Source organism: Actinopolymorpha cephalotaxi, from assembly GCF_013408535.1.
Lineage (GTDB): Bacteria > Actinomycetota > Actinomycetes > Propionibacteriales > Actinopolymorphaceae > Actinopolymorpha > Actinopolymorpha cephalotaxi.
The window spans coordinates 202,943-218,239 of record NZ_JACBZA010000001.1 but is presented as its reverse complement, the minus strand read 5'-3'; the positions used below and the strand labels follow the sequence as shown (position 1 = coordinate 218,239).

General features: G+C 72.8%; 15 protein-coding genes. 10 read left to right on the top strand and 5 right to left on the bottom strand.

The window, feature by feature from the left end; all coding sequences use genetic code 11:
• Positions 1-3: 3 nt before the first annotated feature.
• From FHR37_RS00920 to FHR37_RS00910, 3 genes are read right to left on the bottom strand one after another with little or no spacing between them, the layout of a single operon-like run.
• On the bottom strand, positions 4-990 hold the full coding sequence (locus FHR37_RS00920; protein WP_092881198.1) for an AAA family ATPase: 987 nt from the start codon (positions 988-990) through the stop codon (positions 4-6).
• Complete coding sequence (locus FHR37_RS00915; RefSeq protein WP_092881196.1) at positions 987-1,505, bottom strand: hypothetical protein; 519 nt, start codon at positions 1,503-1,505, stop codon at positions 987-989. The genes FHR37_RS00920 and FHR37_RS00915 overlap by 4 nt, the downstream gene beginning before the upstream one ends.
• The gene (locus FHR37_RS00910) at positions 1,502-2,239 is read right to left on the bottom strand and encodes a DUF4129 domain-containing protein (protein WP_202817903.1); all 738 of its coding nucleotides are present in this window, start codon (positions 2,237-2,239) and stop codon (positions 1,502-1,504) included. The genes FHR37_RS00915 and FHR37_RS00910 overlap by 4 nt, the downstream gene beginning before the upstream one ends.
• Before the next feature lie 188 nt (positions 2,240-2,427).
• Here FHR37_RS00910 and FHR37_RS00905 point away from each other — a divergent pair, with 188 nt between their 5' ends.
• Positions 2,428-3,372 (top strand): carbohydrate kinase family protein, encoded by a 945-nt coding sequence (locus tag FHR37_RS00905; protein WP_092881194.1) that lies wholly within the window; start codon positions 2,428-2,430, stop codon positions 3,370-3,372.
• A 98-nt stretch (positions 3,373-3,470) separates the two neighbouring features.
• Here FHR37_RS00905 and FHR37_RS00900 read toward each other — a convergent pair whose 3' ends face one another.
• Positions 3,471-3,665: a hypothetical protein gene (locus FHR37_RS00900; RefSeq protein WP_139238817.1), complete on the bottom strand. Its 195-nt coding sequence runs from the start codon at positions 3,663-3,665 to the stop codon at positions 3,471-3,473.
• Between the two features lie 68 nt (positions 3,666-3,733).
• Between FHR37_RS00900 and FHR37_RS00895 the strand changes: the two genes are divergently transcribed.
• The 9 genes from FHR37_RS00895 to FHR37_RS00855 all read left to right on the top strand — a co-directional run bounded on the left by FHR37_RS00895 (position 3,734) and on the right by FHR37_RS00855 (position 14,011).
• Positions 3,734-5,527: an ABC transporter substrate-binding protein gene (locus FHR37_RS00895; RefSeq protein ID WP_092881192.1), complete on the top strand. Its 1,794-nt coding sequence runs from the start codon at positions 3,734-3,736 to the stop codon at positions 5,525-5,527.
• A gap of 353 nt (positions 5,528-5,880) precedes the next feature.
• The gene (locus FHR37_RS00890; protein WP_175542349.1) at positions 5,881-6,045 is read left to right on the top strand and encodes a hypothetical protein; all 165 of its coding nucleotides are present in this window, start codon (positions 5,881-5,883) and stop codon (positions 6,043-6,045) included.
• A 21-nt stretch (positions 6,046-6,066) separates the two neighbouring features.
• Positions 6,067-7,305 carry an FAD-dependent oxidoreductase gene (locus FHR37_RS00885; protein ID WP_092881190.1) on the top strand — a complete coding sequence of 413 codons (1,239 nt, stop codon included), beginning with the start codon at positions 6,067-6,069 and terminating at the stop codon, positions 7,303-7,305.
• A gap of 90 nt (positions 7,306-7,395) precedes the next feature.
• Positions 7,396-8,193, top strand: coding sequence for an SDR family NAD(P)-dependent oxidoreductase (locus FHR37_RS00880; protein WP_092881188.1), 798 nt, complete (start codon positions 7,396-7,398; stop codon positions 8,191-8,193).
• A 31-nt stretch (positions 8,194-8,224) separates the two neighbouring features.
• Complete coding sequence (locus tag FHR37_RS00875; RefSeq protein WP_092881186.1) at positions 8,225-9,457, top strand: enolase C-terminal domain-like protein; 1,233 nt, start codon at positions 8,225-8,227, stop codon at positions 9,455-9,457.
• A 74-nt stretch (positions 9,458-9,531) separates the two neighbouring features.
• Entirely contained in the window at positions 9,532-11,025 is a 1,494-nt protein-coding gene (locus tag FHR37_RS00870; RefSeq protein ID WP_202884459.1) for a DNA-3-methyladenine glycosylase 2, read from the top strand.
• Positions 11,022-11,525, top strand: a complete 504-nt coding sequence (locus FHR37_RS00865) for a methylated-DNA--[protein]-cysteine S-methyltransferase (protein WP_092881182.1) — start codon at positions 11,022-11,024, stop codon at positions 11,523-11,525. The genes FHR37_RS00870 and FHR37_RS00865 overlap by 4 nt, the downstream gene beginning before the upstream one ends.
• Before the next feature lie 188 nt (positions 11,526-11,713).
• Positions 11,714-12,859 (top strand): NAD(P)/FAD-dependent oxidoreductase, encoded by a 1,146-nt coding sequence (locus FHR37_RS00860; protein ID WP_092881180.1) that lies wholly within the window; start codon positions 11,714-11,716, stop codon positions 12,857-12,859.
• A gap of 105 nt (positions 12,860-12,964) precedes the next feature.
• Positions 12,965-14,011, top strand: a complete 1,047-nt coding sequence (locus FHR37_RS00855; protein ID WP_175542348.1) for a lactonase family protein — start codon at positions 12,965-12,967, stop codon at positions 14,009-14,011.
• Positions 14,012-14,083: 72 nt separating this feature from the next.
• On the opposite strand, the gene FHR37_RS00850 is transcribed toward FHR37_RS00855, so the two are convergent.
• Positions 14,084-15,127, bottom strand: coding sequence for a zinc-dependent alcohol dehydrogenase (locus FHR37_RS00850; protein ID WP_092881815.1), 1,044 nt, complete (start codon positions 15,125-15,127; stop codon positions 14,084-14,086).
• Positions 15,128-15,297 lie beyond the last annotated feature (170 nt).

The following is a 15,297-nucleotide window of genomic DNA, read 5'->3' as shown; positions in this document are numbered from 1 at the left end:
CGTTCAGCCCGTGTAGGTCGGCAGGGCCGCGCTCGCCGGCGCCGGCACGGTCGCGAGGGCTTCGGCCACCACCTGGGCCGGGTCGATCCGCTGCAGCCACATCTCCGGGCGCAGCGTGATCCGGTGGGCGAGGGCGGGTACGACGACGTCCTTCACGTCCTCGGGCACCACGAAGTCGCGGCCGTCCAGCACCGCCTTCGCCCGGGCCAGCAGCAACAGGGCCAGCGAACCCCGCGGCGAGGCGCCCACCAGCACCCGCTGGTCGGACCGGGTCGCGCGGACCACTTCCACGACGTACCGGCCGATGGAGTCCTCGACCGCGACGTCTTCCAGCGAACGCTGCATGGCCACCAGCGTCGCCGGGTCGACCACGGGTGCGACCCGTGCCTCCTCCTGCCGGCGCGACATCCGGCGGCGCAGCACGTCGAACTCCTCCTCCGACTCGGGGTAGCCGAACGACACCCGCAGCAGGAACCGGTCCAGTTGCGCCTCAGGCAGCGGGTAGGTGCCCTCGTACTCGATCGGGTTCGCGGTGGCCAGCACGTGGAACGGCGTGGGCAGCAGGTGGGTCTCGCCCTCGACCGACACCTGGCGTTCCTGCATCGCCTCCAGCAGCGCGGCCTGGGTCTTCGGTGGCGTGCGGTTGATCTCGTCGGCCAGCAGCAGGTTGGTGAAGACCGGCCCGCGCCGGAACGTGAAGTCGTGGGTGCGCTGGTCGTACAGCGAGGAGCCGGTCACGTCGGCCGGCAGCAGGTCGGGGGTGAACTGGATGCGCCGGAACTCCACCCCCAGCGCCTGCGCGAACGTCCGCGCGGTGAGGGTTTTCCCCAACCCTGGAAGGTCTTCCAGCAGTACGTGCCCGCCGGCGAGGATGCCGGCGAGGACGAGTTCGAGCGCTCCCCGCTTGCCGACCACGACACCGGACACGGCGTCAAGTACCTGTTGACAGCGTTCACTCACGGTCGGAATCGGCAACTCTGGTTGGCTCACAGGTCCTCCACCTCGGCGATGACGTCGGCCAGCTCACCCGGCGAGGGCGGCCGGCGGGACTGGGTGGTGGTGAGCAGATCCCACATCCGGGCGCCCACCAACTCCCGGCTGCGGTCGGGTTGGCCGTCTCGGGTCACACCGTGCCCGACGCGCAGCCGCTCGTCGACCACCGCGGCGATCGCGGGCCGGACGACGCGCTCGTAGTAGTCGCGGTCGCCGCGCATCAGGTCCAGTCGTTCCTCCCAGCGGCGGACGTCGGCGAACGGCCGGTCCGGTACGCCGTACACCGTCCCGGAGGTGTCCTCGCGCACCAGCGCCCGCCCGGCCGGCGGCGGGGTGAACGCGCGGACGAGCAGCCGGCCGAGCACGACGACGAGCACCACGGCGAGACACAGCGGGTACGGAACCCGGGCGTGGAAGACGAGCACCAGCAGGGCGTACGCCAGTCCGGCCGCCGCCGCGGTGACGACGAGGCCGCGCAGCACGCCCGGCACCCGGCGCGCCCACCCGTTCACCGGACCACGCCCCGCGACTCCTGGCCGGCGGCGAGTTCGGTCCGCAGCCGGCCGAGCGCCTCCCGCGCCTGGGTACGCATCGACTCCTCGACCTCGCCCGGTGCGTACCGCGCCCGGCGGTACAGGTCCGCGCACCCGCGCAGCACCGGCGCGCTGACCCGGTGCGAGGCCAGCATCCTGGCCACCAGGTCACCGGGGGTGTCGGCCGGCGCGCGCGGTGTGCCGGCCTCTGCGGCCGCCGCCTCCAGCCGCAGCCAGCAGGCGATCACCGCCCGGCGCGGGTCGGTTCCGTCGTCGTCCAGTTCCTCGATGCCGGCGTCCACGGCGGCCCGCAACCGCTGCCCGGTCTCGTCCTCGATCTCCACCGGCAGCGGGGCGACGTCCACGTCCTCGCGGTCTCGCGGGGTCCGGTTGCGCAGGTAGAGCCGGACGAGGTGGACCACCAGCACGACCAGCGCGGCCAGCAGGAGTACGCCGAAGACCGCCGGGACCCAGGCCAGCCATCCCGGAGCGGACACCGACGGCGGCGCGGTGCTCACCGTCGGCGTCGGGGCCGCGGTGGGTCCCGCGGTCGGGGGTGGCGGCGGGGTCACCACCCGCTGCCCGCGACCGGGCAGCGGCAGTCCGGTGACCTCCGGTCCGGACATCGCGGCCACCACGACCAGCAGGCCGAGCAACCCGGCGACGGCGACCACCGGCAGGACACGGCGTACGGCCGCGCCGACGTCGCTCACCACCGATCGCCTCGTCCCTTCCGGCCCGGCCCTCCGTCGCACCGGAGGCTGCTCATCCCGATGACCCTAGGCTCTGAACGCAGCAGGGACGAGGAGCGCCCGCGTGCCGGGTCCGCCATCGGCCGCCGCTGGCCCGGCGTGGGACCCTGCGAGATGCTGGCACTCCCCCGAACCGCAGGAGACGACACGTGATCACGGTGATCGGCGAGGCGCTCATCGACCTCGAGGGCGACGACCAGGGCGTCTTCCGCGCCAGGCCCGGCGGCGCCCCGTTCAACGTCGCGGTCGGCCTGGCCCGGCTCGGCGTTCCCACGGCCCTGCTGGCCCGGCTGTCGGAGGACGCCTTCGGCGCCCGGCTGCGCGCGCACCTCGCCGCCAACGACGTGTCGACGCGGTACGCCGTGACCGCGAGCGAGCCGACCACGCTCGCGTTCGTGTTCCTGGACCCGCACGGCTCGCCGCGGTTCGAGTTCTACTGCAACGGCACCGCCGACTGGCAGTGGACCGCGCAGGAACTCCCCGACCCGTTCCCCGCGGAGGTGACCGCGGTGCACACCGGGTCGCTCGCCCTCGCGCTGGAGCCCGGCGCGAGCGTGCTGGAGAAGCGGCTCGCCCGCGAACGCGACCGCGGCGCGGTGACGATCAGCCTCGACCCCAACATCCGCCCGCACCTGCAGCCGGACCGGGACGCCGCCCGCGATCGGGTCGAGGCCCAGCTCGGTTCCGCACACCTGGTGAAGGTCAGCGCGGACGACCTCGGCTACCTGTATCCCGGCACCGATCCGGCCGACGTCGTACGCCGGTGGTGCGAGCGCGGCCCGGCGCTGGTGGTGGTGACCCTCGGCCCGGACGGCGCGTTCGCCGCCGGCCCGGCACAGCCGCGGGTGGACGTCACCGCCCCGGTGGTGTCGGTGGTGGACGCGGTCGGCGCCGGCGACGCGTTCAGCGCCGCACTGCTCGCGGGGCTGCACGACCACGACCTGCTGCCCGCTCTGCGGCAGCCGCGGCCGACGCTGCCGGAGGAAACGCTGCACGGCCTGCTCACCCGGGCCGCCACCGCCGCGGCGCTCACCTGCACCCGCCCGGGCGCGGATCCGCCGCGGGCCGACGAGCTCGCCGACGTCATTCTCTGAACGTTCGACAGACACCGCGGGCCTCGCGGCCTCCACAACCCGAACGCGGCTTGACGTCCTGACACCCGCCGCGGTTTCCCGTACGTCCTCACCCGCCCTCACACGCCATCACATCGATGAACAAGCGTGCCCGATTCGTGACCGCCGACCGCCCGCTTGCCGCCTATCGTTCCAACCGGCTTGATCGACAGCGTCGGCCCGGACGTCAGCGCCGGCGGCATCGCGAACGCATCGCAGGCAAGCAAGCCGGCAACCAACCAAGCCGGCAAGGAACACAGCATCGGCATCTCCACATCGACGGGTGAGCGACGTGCGCGGCCGGCACGGGTGAGCAGGGGCCGCGGACAGGGAGTGGGTTGGCATGCGATACAGGAGGTTGGTGGCGGTCGTCGGGGCACTCGCTCTCGGCCTGACCGCCTGCGGTGGGGGCAAGACTCCATCCCAGGAAGCGGCCCAGCAGGACAAGCAGCAGCAGAACGAGTCGCCGGCGACTCCACAGGGCGCGGGGTTCCAGGTGGTGCAGGACGCCAACGCCAAGGGACCGGCCAAGGACCTCGCCGGTGCGCAGAAGGGCGGCACGGCGACGATCCTCACGGTGCAGGCACCGGAGACGTTCGACCCCACCCGTTCGTACTACATCGACACCGGTTCGGTGCTCCGCCTGACGGCGCGCACCCTCACCGCGCTGGAGCTCCGCCCGGACGGGAAGTACTACCTGATCCCGGACCTGGCCACCGACCTGGGCCGGCACAACGCGGACTACACCGAGTGGACGTTCCACCTCAAGGACGGGCTGAAGTACGAGGACGGCTCCGCGGTGACCGCGCAGGACCTCGCCTACTCGGTGAAGCGTTCCTTCGCCACCGAGGAACTCCCCGGCGGCCCGGTGTACCAGCAGAGCTACTTCCTGGACGGCGGAAAGTACAAGGGCCCGTTCAAGACCAAGGCGCAGGGCGGCGGACTCGACTACCCGGGCGTGTCCACTCCCGACGACAAGACCGTCGTGATGAAGATGGCCAAGCCGTTCCCGGACCTGCCGTACTACACGACGTTCCCGGTGTTCACGCCGATCCCGCAGGCCAAGGACACCAGGGACGCCTACGGCAACCACCCGCTGGCCACCGGGCCGTACAAGTTCGACAGCTACCAGAAGGGCAAGCGGCTCGTGCTGGTCAAGAACGACCAGTGGGACCCGAAGACCGACGCCGCCCGGCACCAGTACGTCGACAAGTACGACTTCAAGTACGGCCAGAACCCGATCAAGTTGCAGGAGCAGCTGATCGCGGACAACGGCCCGGACCAGACCGCGATCACCTACGACAGTGTCGACTCCTCACTGCTGCCCAAGATCCAGGGCAAGGAGCCGGAGAAGCGGATGATGACCGGTGACGGCACCTGCACCAGCTTCATCTTCATGGACACCCGGCGGATTCCGCTCGAGGTGCGCAGGGCGCTGATCACCGCCTGGCCGTACGACTCGCTGCACAAGTCCGGCGGCGACAACCCGTTCACCTACACCCCGGCGACCACGATCCTGCCGAAGGTGACACCGGGCTTCGTCAACTACGACCTGTTCGGCAACGGCAGCAAGGGGGACGGAAACCCCACCAAGGCCAAGAAGATGCTGGAGAAGGCCGGGAAGCTCGGCTTCGACATCGTGTGGGCCTACTCCAACGACAACGACATCTCCGCGCAGGTCTCGGCCGTCCGCTCGCAGAAGCTGAAGGCCGCGGGCTTCAGGACCACCGCGATCCCGATGCCGCGCGACCAGGTGCGGGCGGAACTCGAGAACTCGAGGTCGAAGATCAACATCCGTCCGTCGGGCTGGTGCCTGGACTGGCCGTCGGGCAGCACCGTGTTCCCGGCCATCTTCGACGGCCGGCTGATCGCGCTCAACCCGGCCTCGGCGCCAGTCAAGTCGTTCCTCAACGCCAAGGACATCAACGCCGAGATCGACCGGATCTCCGCCCTGCCGCTGAAGGAACAGCAGGCCGAGTGGCCCAAGCTCGACAAGATGATGATGCAGAAGTACGCCCCGGTGATTCCGGTGTCGTACTCCAAGACGAACTTCCTGTACGGCTCCAAGCTCGGTGGCGTCGTCCTCGACCCGTTCAGCGGCGGGCCCGACTTCACCAAGCTGTTCGTCAAGCAGTAGGCGGAACGCAGTAGCGGCACGCACTAGCCGGCACGCGGTAGCCGTCAAACCCGCGACTGCACACGTCGCGAGGAGCGGTTGCCGGACGGACGCGGTGGTGGCGAGCGGACACGTTCGCCACCACCGCGTCGTAGGAAGTTGAAGGCCTCGACCACTCAACGACGACCCAATGATCAATCGTCGGCCACTCAACGCAACAATACCTTGACAGTGTGTAGGTCCCGGCGGGTGGCAATCTCGGATCAGTGACCGGAGACTGCGCTTTTGGTAACGTCCTGCGCAGTCATCGCATTGCTGGCATCGTTTCTTGTCGAGAACCGGCGCGATCAGAACCGGCGGCGATCGGGGACAGCATGGACTGGAAAGTGGTCGTGGCGATAGCCGTCGCCGGGTTCGTCTGCCTGATGATCCTGTTCATGATCGTCGGGGCTGTACGCAGCACCCGCGGCGGTCTCGACTGGGACCACACCGCCGACAGCGGCTTCCGTCCGTGGGACGAACACAACCGCGACGACTGACGAGACCGGAGCGAGCGACCCATGCCGGAACCGACTGTCTGCGTCGCCGGCGGCGGGCCCGCCGGGGTGATGCTGGGGTTGTTGCTGGCCAGGGCCGGCATCCGGGTGACGGTGCTGGAGAAGCACGCCGACTTCCTTCGTGACTTCCGCGGCGACACCGTCCATCCGTCCACGCTCGAGGTGCTCGCCGAACTCGGGCTGGCCGACCGCCTGGAGGAGATACCGCACCAGCGCGTCGAGCGTGCCGGTTTCGAGGGCGCCGGCCGCCGGGTCGACATCCTCGACCTGCGGCGACTGCGGGTGCGGCACCCCTACATCGCGCTGGTACCGCAGTGGGACTTCCTGGAGCTCCTGGCCGCCGCGGCCTCGGCCTACCCGGAGTTCGAGCTGCGCCGCGAGGCGGAGGCGTACGACCTGGTGGTCGAGAGCGGCCGGGTGGTGGGCGTACGTTTCCGCGACCGGGGCGGTGACCCCGGGGACGGTCACGTCCTGCGCGCGGCGCTCACGGTGGCCGCCGACGGCCGGCACTCGACGCTGCGGCGGGCGGCGGGCCTGACCTCCCGCGCGTTCGGCGCACCCATCGACGTGGTGTGGTTCCGGCTGCCCTGGGCCGAGAGCGACTCCGCCGCGCAGGCGCTGACGTTCCGCTTCGGGCCCGGACGGGCGGCGGTCACCATTCCCCGGCGGACGTACTGGCAGATCGCCTACCTCATCCGCAAGGGCGGCTTCGAGGATCTGCGCGGCCAGGGCATCGACGCGCTGCGCCAAGGCGTGGCGCAGACGGTGCCGTTCCTCGCCGACCGGGTGGGTGAGCTGCGGAGCTTCGACGACACCAGCGTGCTCGAGGTCCGGATGGACCGGCTGCGGCGGTGGTACCGCCCCGGCCTGCTGGCGATCGGCGACGCCGCCCACGCGATGTCGCCGGTGGCCGGGGTGGGCATCAACCTCGCCGTCCAGGACGCCGTGGCCGCCGCCAACCTGCTCGTCCCGTCGTTACGCGAGGCCCAGCGGTCCGGTGTGCCGGTGCCCGACCGCGCACTGGCCGCCGTCCAGCGCCGCCGGCAGCTGCCGACCGCCGTCACCCAGGCGTTCCAGCGGGCGGTGCAGACGTTCGGGCTCAACCGTGCGCTGCGCGCGGACCCCGGCGCCTCCCCGGCGGCGCCCGTGCCGGCCTGGCTGGCGCCGGTGATCCGCCGGCCGATGAGCCGGTTCGTCGGTCTCGGCGTACGACCCGAACACGTCCGGACCCGGCCGGACTGAGCCCGCGGGCTCCGCCGCACCCGTTCCGTCCGTCCCGGCGAGGCTAGGGTCGGCGCGGACGGATGTTCCGGCGCCGGGAGGACGTGCTGCATGGGTGAGTTCACGGGCAAGGTGGCCCTGGTCGCGGGCGGCGGCTCCGGCATCGGCCGCGCGGTGGTCGGGCTCCTCGCCGCCGAAGGCGCCACCGTCGCCGTCGCCACGAACGTCGAGGACCACGTTCGCGCCCTGCGCGAGGAGCTCTCCGAAACCCCCGGCCAGGTCGATGCGGTGGTCGCCGACTGCACCCGTGCCGACGAGGTGCGCGGGTTCGTCGACGAGACGGCCCAGCGGTACGACGGGATCGACGTTCTGGTCAACTCCGCCGGTGTCCAGCGGTACGGCACCGTCGAGGAGACGTCGGAGGAACTGTGGGACGAGGTGCTCGCGGTCAACCTCAAGGCGATGTACCTCACCGCGAAGTACGCCGTACCCCACCTGCGCGCCCGTGGCGGCGGGTCGATCGTGAACGTCGCGTCGGTGCAGGCGTACGTCACCCAGGACCGGGTGGCCGCCTACGCCGCCTCCAAGGGCGGCATCCTCGCACTGACCCGGGCGATGGCCGTCGACCACGCCCGCGACGGCATCCGGGTCAACGCGGTCTGCCCCGGCTCGGTGGACACCCCCATGCTGCGCTGGTCGGCCGGGCTGTTCAGCGGTGACCGGGACACCGAGGACGTGCTCGCCGACTGGGGCCGCAGCCACCCGATCGGCCGGATCGCCACTCCGGCCGAGGTGGCCGAGGTGGTGGCGTTCCTCGCCGGCGACCGGTCGTCGTTCGTCACCGGCGCCGACTACCGCGTCGACGGCGGCCTGCTGGCGAAGGCGCCCGTCGTCCTGCCCCAGACGTGAGCCCCGGACCTGACGCAGGGAGCAGCCCGCGATGAGGATCATCGACCTCCGTGCCACCACCGTGACCGTCCCGCTGGAGGCGCCGCTGCGGCACTCCAACGGCGCGCACTGGGGCCGGTTCGTCCGCACGGTCGTCGAGGTGGACACCGACGAGGGCATCACCGGCCTGGGCGAGATGGGCGGCGGCGGACAGGGCGCCGCGCTGGCGTTCGCGGGCCTGCGGCCGTACCTCCTCGGGCACGACCCGTTCGCGCTGGAGGAGCTGCGGTTCAGGATCGCCAACCCCACCGCGTCCCTCTACAACAACAGAACCCAGCTGCTGGCGGCGATCGAGTTCGCCTGCCTGGACATCGTGGGCAAGGCGCTCGGCACTCCGGTCTACAACCTGCTCGGCGGCAAGGTGCGTGACCGGGTGCCGTTCGCGAGTTACCTGTTCTTCCGGTACGCCGACGGCGGCAGCGGGCTCGGCGAGGTGCGCACACCGGACCAGCTGGTCGAGCACGCCCTCGCCCTGAAGGCCGAACACGGCTTCACCACCCACAAGCTGAAGGGCGGCGTCTACCCGCCGGCGTACGAGCTGGAGTGCTACCGCGCACTGGCGGCGGCGCTGCTCGGCGACCGGTTCCGCCACGACCCCAACTGCGCGCTCTCGGTGGAGGAGGCGATCCGGTTCGGCCGGGCGATCGAGGACCTCGACAACGACTACTACGAGGACCCGACCTGGGGGTTGAACGGCATGCGCCGGGTGCGCGAGGCGGTCCGCATCCCGCTGGCCACCAACACCGTCGTGGTCAGCCCCGAACAGCTCGCCACCAACCTGCGCGACCCCGCGGTCGACACGATCCTGCTGGACACGACGTTCTGGGGCGGGATCCGGGCGTGTGTGAAGGCGGCGAACGTGTGCGAGACGTTCCAGCAGTCGGTGGCCGTGCACTCCTCCGGCGAGCTCGGCATCCAGCTGGCCACGATGCTGCACCTCGGTGCCGTACTCCCCGCGCTGACGCTGGCCGCCGACGCCCACTACCACCACCTCACCGACGACGTGCTGACCGGCGGGAAGCTGCCGTACGCCGGCGGCTCGATCGCGGTGCCGGACGGGCCGGGCCTCGGCGTCACCCTCGACCGCGACCGGCTGGAGCGGTACGCCGAGCTGTACCGCGAGCTCGGCGACTATCCCTACGACCGCGACCCGGGCCGGCCGGACTGGTACCCGCTGGTGCCGAACGACCGGTGGGCGAACCCCGACCACGAGGGCAGGCCCTGACCAGGCCCGGCGCCACGCCCAGGTCCGATTCCCGCTAGCCCGGGCCGGGGATCCGTGCCAGTGTCGTACCCGTGATGCCGTCCTTCGAGCAGTGCTACCGAGCCGTGGAGTCACGCGATCCCCGCTTCGACGGCTGGATCTACATAGCCGTCGCCTCCACCGGGATCTACTGCCGCCCGAGTTGTCCCGCGACCACCCCGAAACGGCAGAACGCGCGGTTCTTCCCGACCGCCGCGGCCGCCCAGGACGCGGGGTTCCGCGCCTGCCGGCGGTGCCGACCCGACGCCGTCCCGGGCTCGCCGGACTGGGACCTGCGGGCCGACGTGGCCGCCCGGGCCATGCGGCTGGTCGACGACGGGCTGGTCGAACGCGAGGGCGTCGCGGGCCTGGCCGCCCGGCTCGGCTACACCACCCGCCACCTCGGCCGGCTGCTGTCCGCCGAGCTCGGGGCCGGCCCGCTCGCGCTGGCCCGCGCCCGCCGGGCACACACCGCCCGGCTGCTGCTGGAGACCACCGACCTGCCGATCACCGACGTCGCGTTCGCCGCGGGGTTCGGCAGCGTACGCCAGTTCAACGACACGATCCGCGCGGTGTTCGCGGCCACGCCCGGTGACGTCCGCCGCGCCGGCCGGAGGCAGGAACCCACCAACGGCGCGGTCACGCTGCGGCTCCCCTACCGCCCGCCGTACGACGCCGAGGCCGGCTGGCGCTACCTCGCCGACCGGCTCGTGCCCGGCCTGGAGGAACTCGACGGCGCCACCTACCGCCGGGCGGTCCGGCTGCACCACGGCACCGGAGTTCTGTCGCTCACTCCCGCCGACGGCTACGTCCGCTGCGAGCTCCACCTGGAGGACCTGCGCGACCTCGGCCCGGCCGCGGCCCGGTGCCGGCGGCTGCTGCACCTGGACGCCGACCCGGCCGGGATCACCGACGCGCTCGGCGAGGACCCGCTGATCGGCCCGCTGGTCCGCGCCCGCCCTGGGCTGCGGGTGCCGGGGAGTGTGGACGCGTTCGAGACCGCCGTCCGCGCGGTCGTCGGCCAGCAGGTGTCGGTGGCCGCGGCGCGTACGGTCGTCGGCCGGATGGTCGCGACGTACGCCGAACCGCTGCCCCACCCCGTCGGCACCCTGACCCACAGCTTCCCCGCACCCGGCGCCCTGGCGGAGGCGGGCACGCTGCCGATGCCGACCGCCCGGACCCGCACCGTGACCGCACTGGCCGGCGCGGTCGCGGGCGGCGACCTCGACCTCGCGCCGGGCGCGGACCGGGCCGAGGTGGAGGCCGGACTCCTCGCCCTGCCGGGGGTGGGGCCCTGGACCGCCGCGTACGTCGCGCTGCGCGGGCTCGGCGACCCGGACGCGTTCCCCGGCACCGACCTCGGCATCCGCCGCTCGCTGGTCTCCCTCGGCGTACCCGACCGGCCGGCGGAGATCGCCGCCGTCGCCGACCGGTGGCGGCCGCTGCGCAGTTATGCCGCACAGCACCTGTGGACCGCCGCCCCGCCGCTCACCCGCACGGCGTCCGGCGCCACCCGCCCGGATGCAAGCACGGAAGGACGAGCCGCATGACCTCCGCGACCAGCACGGCCAACACCTGCACGATCGACTCCCCCGTCGGCGCGCTCACCCTCCGGTCGAACGGCACCCACCTGACCCAGCTGCACTTCACCGGCGACGCACCCCTTGACCGCGGCGACCTGGACGACGACCCGGTGCTGGCCGCCGCGGTCGAGCAGCTGGCGGAGTACTTCGCCGGCGAACGCACCGAGTTCGACCTGCCGCTGGACGGGGGCGGTACGCCGTTCCAGCGCCGGGTGTGGAAGGCGCTGACGGAGATCCCGTACGCCGAGACCGAGACCTACGGCGAGCTGGCCCGGCGGATCGGCTCGCCCACCGGCTCCCGCGCGGTCGGCGCGGCGAACGGCCAGAACCCGATCGCGATCGTCGTGCCCTGCCACCGCGTGGTGGGCGCCAACGGCAAGCTGGTCGGTTTCGGCGGCGGGGTCGAGCGCAAGGTCGTCCTGCTGGAGCGGGAGGCGAAGGTCCGGCTCGAACGCGACTTCGGCTGACCAGCGATTCCTCGGGACCACCGGCGGCACTTCGCGGGCCGACCAGCGGCGCTTTGCGGTCAACCGACGGCGCTTTCCGGGCCGACCGGCCGCGCGTTCGGGGCCGACCGGCCGGTCACGGTGGCCGAACCCAGCCAGGTTGTCCAAGCCGGGGATAAGCGCGGGGCCCTGTGCCAGAGTGAATTCTCATGCGGGTGGTGGTGATCGGCGGGGGCATCGTCGGGGCGAGCGCGGCGTACCACCTCGCCACGCGTGACGTCGAGGTCGTCCTGGTCGACCGGGCGGACCCCGGCCGGGCCACCGACGCCGGCGCCGGGATCGTCAGCCCGTGGCTGTCGCGTTCGGCCGCGGACCCGGACGCGTTCCGGCTGTACGTCGCGGGCGCCTGCTACTACCCCGAGCTCCTCGACCGACTGGCCGCCGACGGCGAAACCGACACCGGCTACGAACCGGTCGGCGGCGTGCAGGTCGACGCCGACGAGGACAACCTGGCCGCGACGTACGAACTCACCCGCGAGCGCGCCGCCCGGATCCCGCAGGTGGGGACGGTCACCCGGCTGACTCCCGCGGAGGTGCGCAGGTTGTTCCCTCCGCTGCACCCGGACCTGTCGGCGGTTCACGTGAGCGGCGGCGGCCGGGTCGACGGCGCCCGGATGCGCGACGCGCTGACCCGTGCGGGCGCCCGCCGTGGCGTCCGGTTCGTCACCGGGTCGGCCAAGCTGTTGCTGGTCGACGGACGCGTCGGTGGGGTGCACCTGGACAACGGCGCGAGCGAGAACGGCGGCAACGGCGAGGCCGGCACGATCATCGGCTCCGACGCGGTGGTGGTCGCCGCCGGCGCCTGGTGCGGCGAACTCCTCGAACCCGCGGGCGTCAAGCTCGCCCTCGCACCGCAGAAGGGCCAGATCGTCCACCTGTCGCTGACCGGCGCCGACACGACCGGGTGGCCGGTCGTCCAGCCGCCCGGCGGGCACTACCTGCTGGCGTTCCCGGAGGGCCGGGTGGTGGTCGGCGCGACCCGGGAGACAGGTTCGGGGTACGACCACCGGGTCACCGCCGCCGGCATGCACGAGGTGCTGAACGCGGCGCTGACGGTCGCGCCCGGCCTCGCCGACGCGCGGGTGCTGGAGACCCGGGTCGGGTTCCGGCCCAGCAGCGAGGACGGGCTGCCGCTGCTGGGGTGCGTCCCCGGGATCGAGGGGCTGGTGCTCGCCACCGGGCTCGGCGCCACCGGCCTCACCGCGGGCCCTTATACCGGTGCGGTCGCCGCCGCGCTCGCGGTCGGTGAGCGCCCGGGCCTGGACCTGTCGGCGTACGATCCGCTGCGCCGGTGACCACTCGACCACGATGTGGCACACGGATCGGCACTGTCGGCGACTACCGGTAGGTTCGAGCACGGTTCGCCCCACCTCGACAGCGCAGTCACTTCGGAGGTAATCGTGGACGGCATCCGCAGGGTCTACATCGGCTCGTTCACCAAGGACGCGGGCGGGGAGGGCACCGGCATCAGCCTGGCCCACCAGGACGCCTCGACCGGGGCGCTCAGTCTCGTCGACGTGGTGGCGCAGACGACGTCCCCGGCCTTCCTGGCCTGGCATCCCGACGGCACCCACCTGTACGCCGTGAACGAACGCGGCGACGCCTCCGTCACCGCCTACGCCGTCCGTCCGGACGGCGGCCTGCGCGAGCTCAGCACCGAGCCCACCGGCGGCAACGGCGCATGTCACCTGACCGTGCACCCGTCCGGGCGGTTCCTGCTCACCGCCAACTACGGCAGCGGCCACCTGTCGGTGCACCCGATCCGGCCCGACGGCTCGGTCGCCGAACGCTCCGACCTGATCCAGCACGAGGGGTCCGGTCCGCGCGCCGACCGGCAGGAGGGCCCGCACGCCCACCACATCCGGGTCGACCCGACCGGTGGGCACGTGCTGGCCGTCGACCTCGGCCTGGACGCGGTGCTGACCTACACCCTCGACCTCGACGACGGGACGCTCGCACCGGGACCGGTGGCCGAGACCGCACCGGGTGCGGGTCCGCGGCACCTCGCGTTCGGTCCCGACAACCTCGTGCACGTGGCCGGTGAGCTCGACTCGACCGTCACGACGTACGTACTCGACCCGTCGACCGGCGCGCTGACCCACCAGGGCGTGGCGCCCTCGACCCTGGCCGAGGCGCCGGACGACAACTACCCGTCGGAGATCGGGATCAGCGACGACGGGCGCATGCTCTACGTCGCCAACCGCGGGCTGGACGTCATCGGCGCGCTGTCGGTCCAGGGTGGCCGGGTGACGCCGGTCGCCGACGTGCCGACCGGTGGGGCCTGGCCGCGGCACCTGGTGGTGGCCGGTCAGCACCTCTACGTCGCCAACGAGCGCTCCCACCAGGTCACGCACTTCGTGCTCGACGCCGCGACCGGCGTGCCGGAGCAGGCCGCCGACGTGCTGGAGATTCCCAGCCCCGCCTGCGTTCTGCCCGCCCCGCAGTAGGCGGTCCGTACGACAACGACGCCCGGTCGGCATCCCGACCGGGCGTCGTTCTCGCGCGCGAATCCCGGTGGTTCAGCCGCCGGCGCCGGATGGGAAGACGAGCACCTTGCTGGAGCCGTCCCTGCCCTCGGCCAGCGCCCGGAACGCCGACGGCGCGTCGGCCAGGCCGACCCGCCCCTCGACCAGGCGGGCCAGCTCGGCCGGCCCGTCGGCGACCCAGGCGGCGGTGCTGGTGAAGTCCTCCCGGGTGTAGCAGTAGCTGCCCACGACGCTGCGCTCGGCGATGCTGACGGCGTACGCCGACAGGCTGACCTGCGGCTCGTGCATGCCCACCAGCACCACCCGCTCGCCCTCGGCGGCCACCGCCAGCGCGTCGCCCAGCGAGCGCGAGGATCCCACCGCGTCCACGACCAGGCTGGGGTTGGCGACACCTGCCCCGGCGAGGGTGTCGGCCAGCGGCGCGGCCGCCGGGTCCACCGCCGTCAGGCCGATGTCGGCGAGCAGCGCCCGCCGTCCCGGGTGCGGCTCGGACACGGTGACCCGGCCGGCGCCGAAGCGCCGGGCGGCCAGCGCGCAGGCCTGCCCGATCGGGCCGCCGCCGACCACCAGCACGTTGTCGTCGGGTCCGCACCGGCCGCGGGCCATGGCGTGGTAGCCGACCGTGAGGGGTTCCACCAGCGCGCCGTACTCCTCCGGCATGCTCTCCGGCAGCGCGACGGCGTTCGCGGCCGGCACCACCATCAGGTCGGCGAACGCCGCGCTGATCGCGGGAGCCACCCCGATGATCTGCTTGGTCGGGCAGCGGTGGTCCTGCCCGGCCCGGCAGGCGTCGCAGGTGCCGCAGGCGAGCACCGGGTGCACGGTCACCAGCGCGCCCTCGGTCAGCTCCGCGGACGCCGGCACGTCGGGACCGACCGCGACCACCCGGCCGACCGTCTCGTGGCCCATCACCTGGCCCGGAAACCTCCGGCCGTTCTCACCGGTGTAGCCGTGCAGGTCCGAGCCGCAGATGCCGGTGGACACCACCCCGACCAGGACCTCGCCCGGACCGGCCACCGGGTCGGGCCGCTCCTCGACCGCGAGATCCCACGGGCCACGAAAAACGAGTGCACGCACCGGACGCCTCCCCAGGTTGAACGACTCCCGCACCCTACTCACGCGACCACGGCGATGGCACCGCCGCGTCAGCGGGCTGACATCTTCCGCCGGGCAGGAGTCCTGAACCGGTCGGCGGGCCGGCCGGCGTCCCCGGGCTCGGGCCCGGGCTCGGGCTCGGGCTCGGGCTC

Bases quoted from the DNA above. Each gene is read 5' to 3' on its own strand.
- FHR37_RS00890 (WP_175542349.1), top strand. From the start codon at position 5,881: ATGGACTGGAAAGTGGTCGTGGCGATAGCCGTCGCCGGGTTCGTCTGC.
- FHR37_RS00885 (WP_092881190.1), top strand. From the start codon at position 6,067: ATGCCGGAACCGACTGTCTGCGTCGCCGGCGGCGGGCCCGCCGGGGTG.
- FHR37_RS00865 (WP_092881182.1), top strand. From the start codon at position 11,022: ATGACCTCCGCGACCAGCACGGCCAACACCTGCACGATCGACTCCCCC.
- FHR37_RS00880 (WP_092881188.1), top strand. From the start codon at position 7,396: ATGGGTGAGTTCACGGGCAAGGTGGCCCTGGTCGCGGGCGGCGGCTCC.
- FHR37_RS00860 (WP_092881180.1), top strand. From the start codon at position 11,714: ATGCGGGTGGTGGTGATCGGCGGGGGCATCGTCGGGGCGAGCGCGGCG.
- FHR37_RS00870 (WP_202884459.1), top strand. From the start codon at position 9,532: ATGCCGTCCTTCGAGCAGTGCTACCGAGCCGTGGAGTCACGCGATCCC.
- FHR37_RS00875 (WP_092881186.1), top strand. From the start codon at position 8,225: ATGAGGATCATCGACCTCCGTGCCACCACCGTGACCGTCCCGCTGGAG.
- FHR37_RS00895 (WP_092881192.1), top strand. From the start codon at position 3,734: ATGCGATACAGGAGGTTGGTGGCGGTCGTCGGGGCACTCGCTCTCGGC.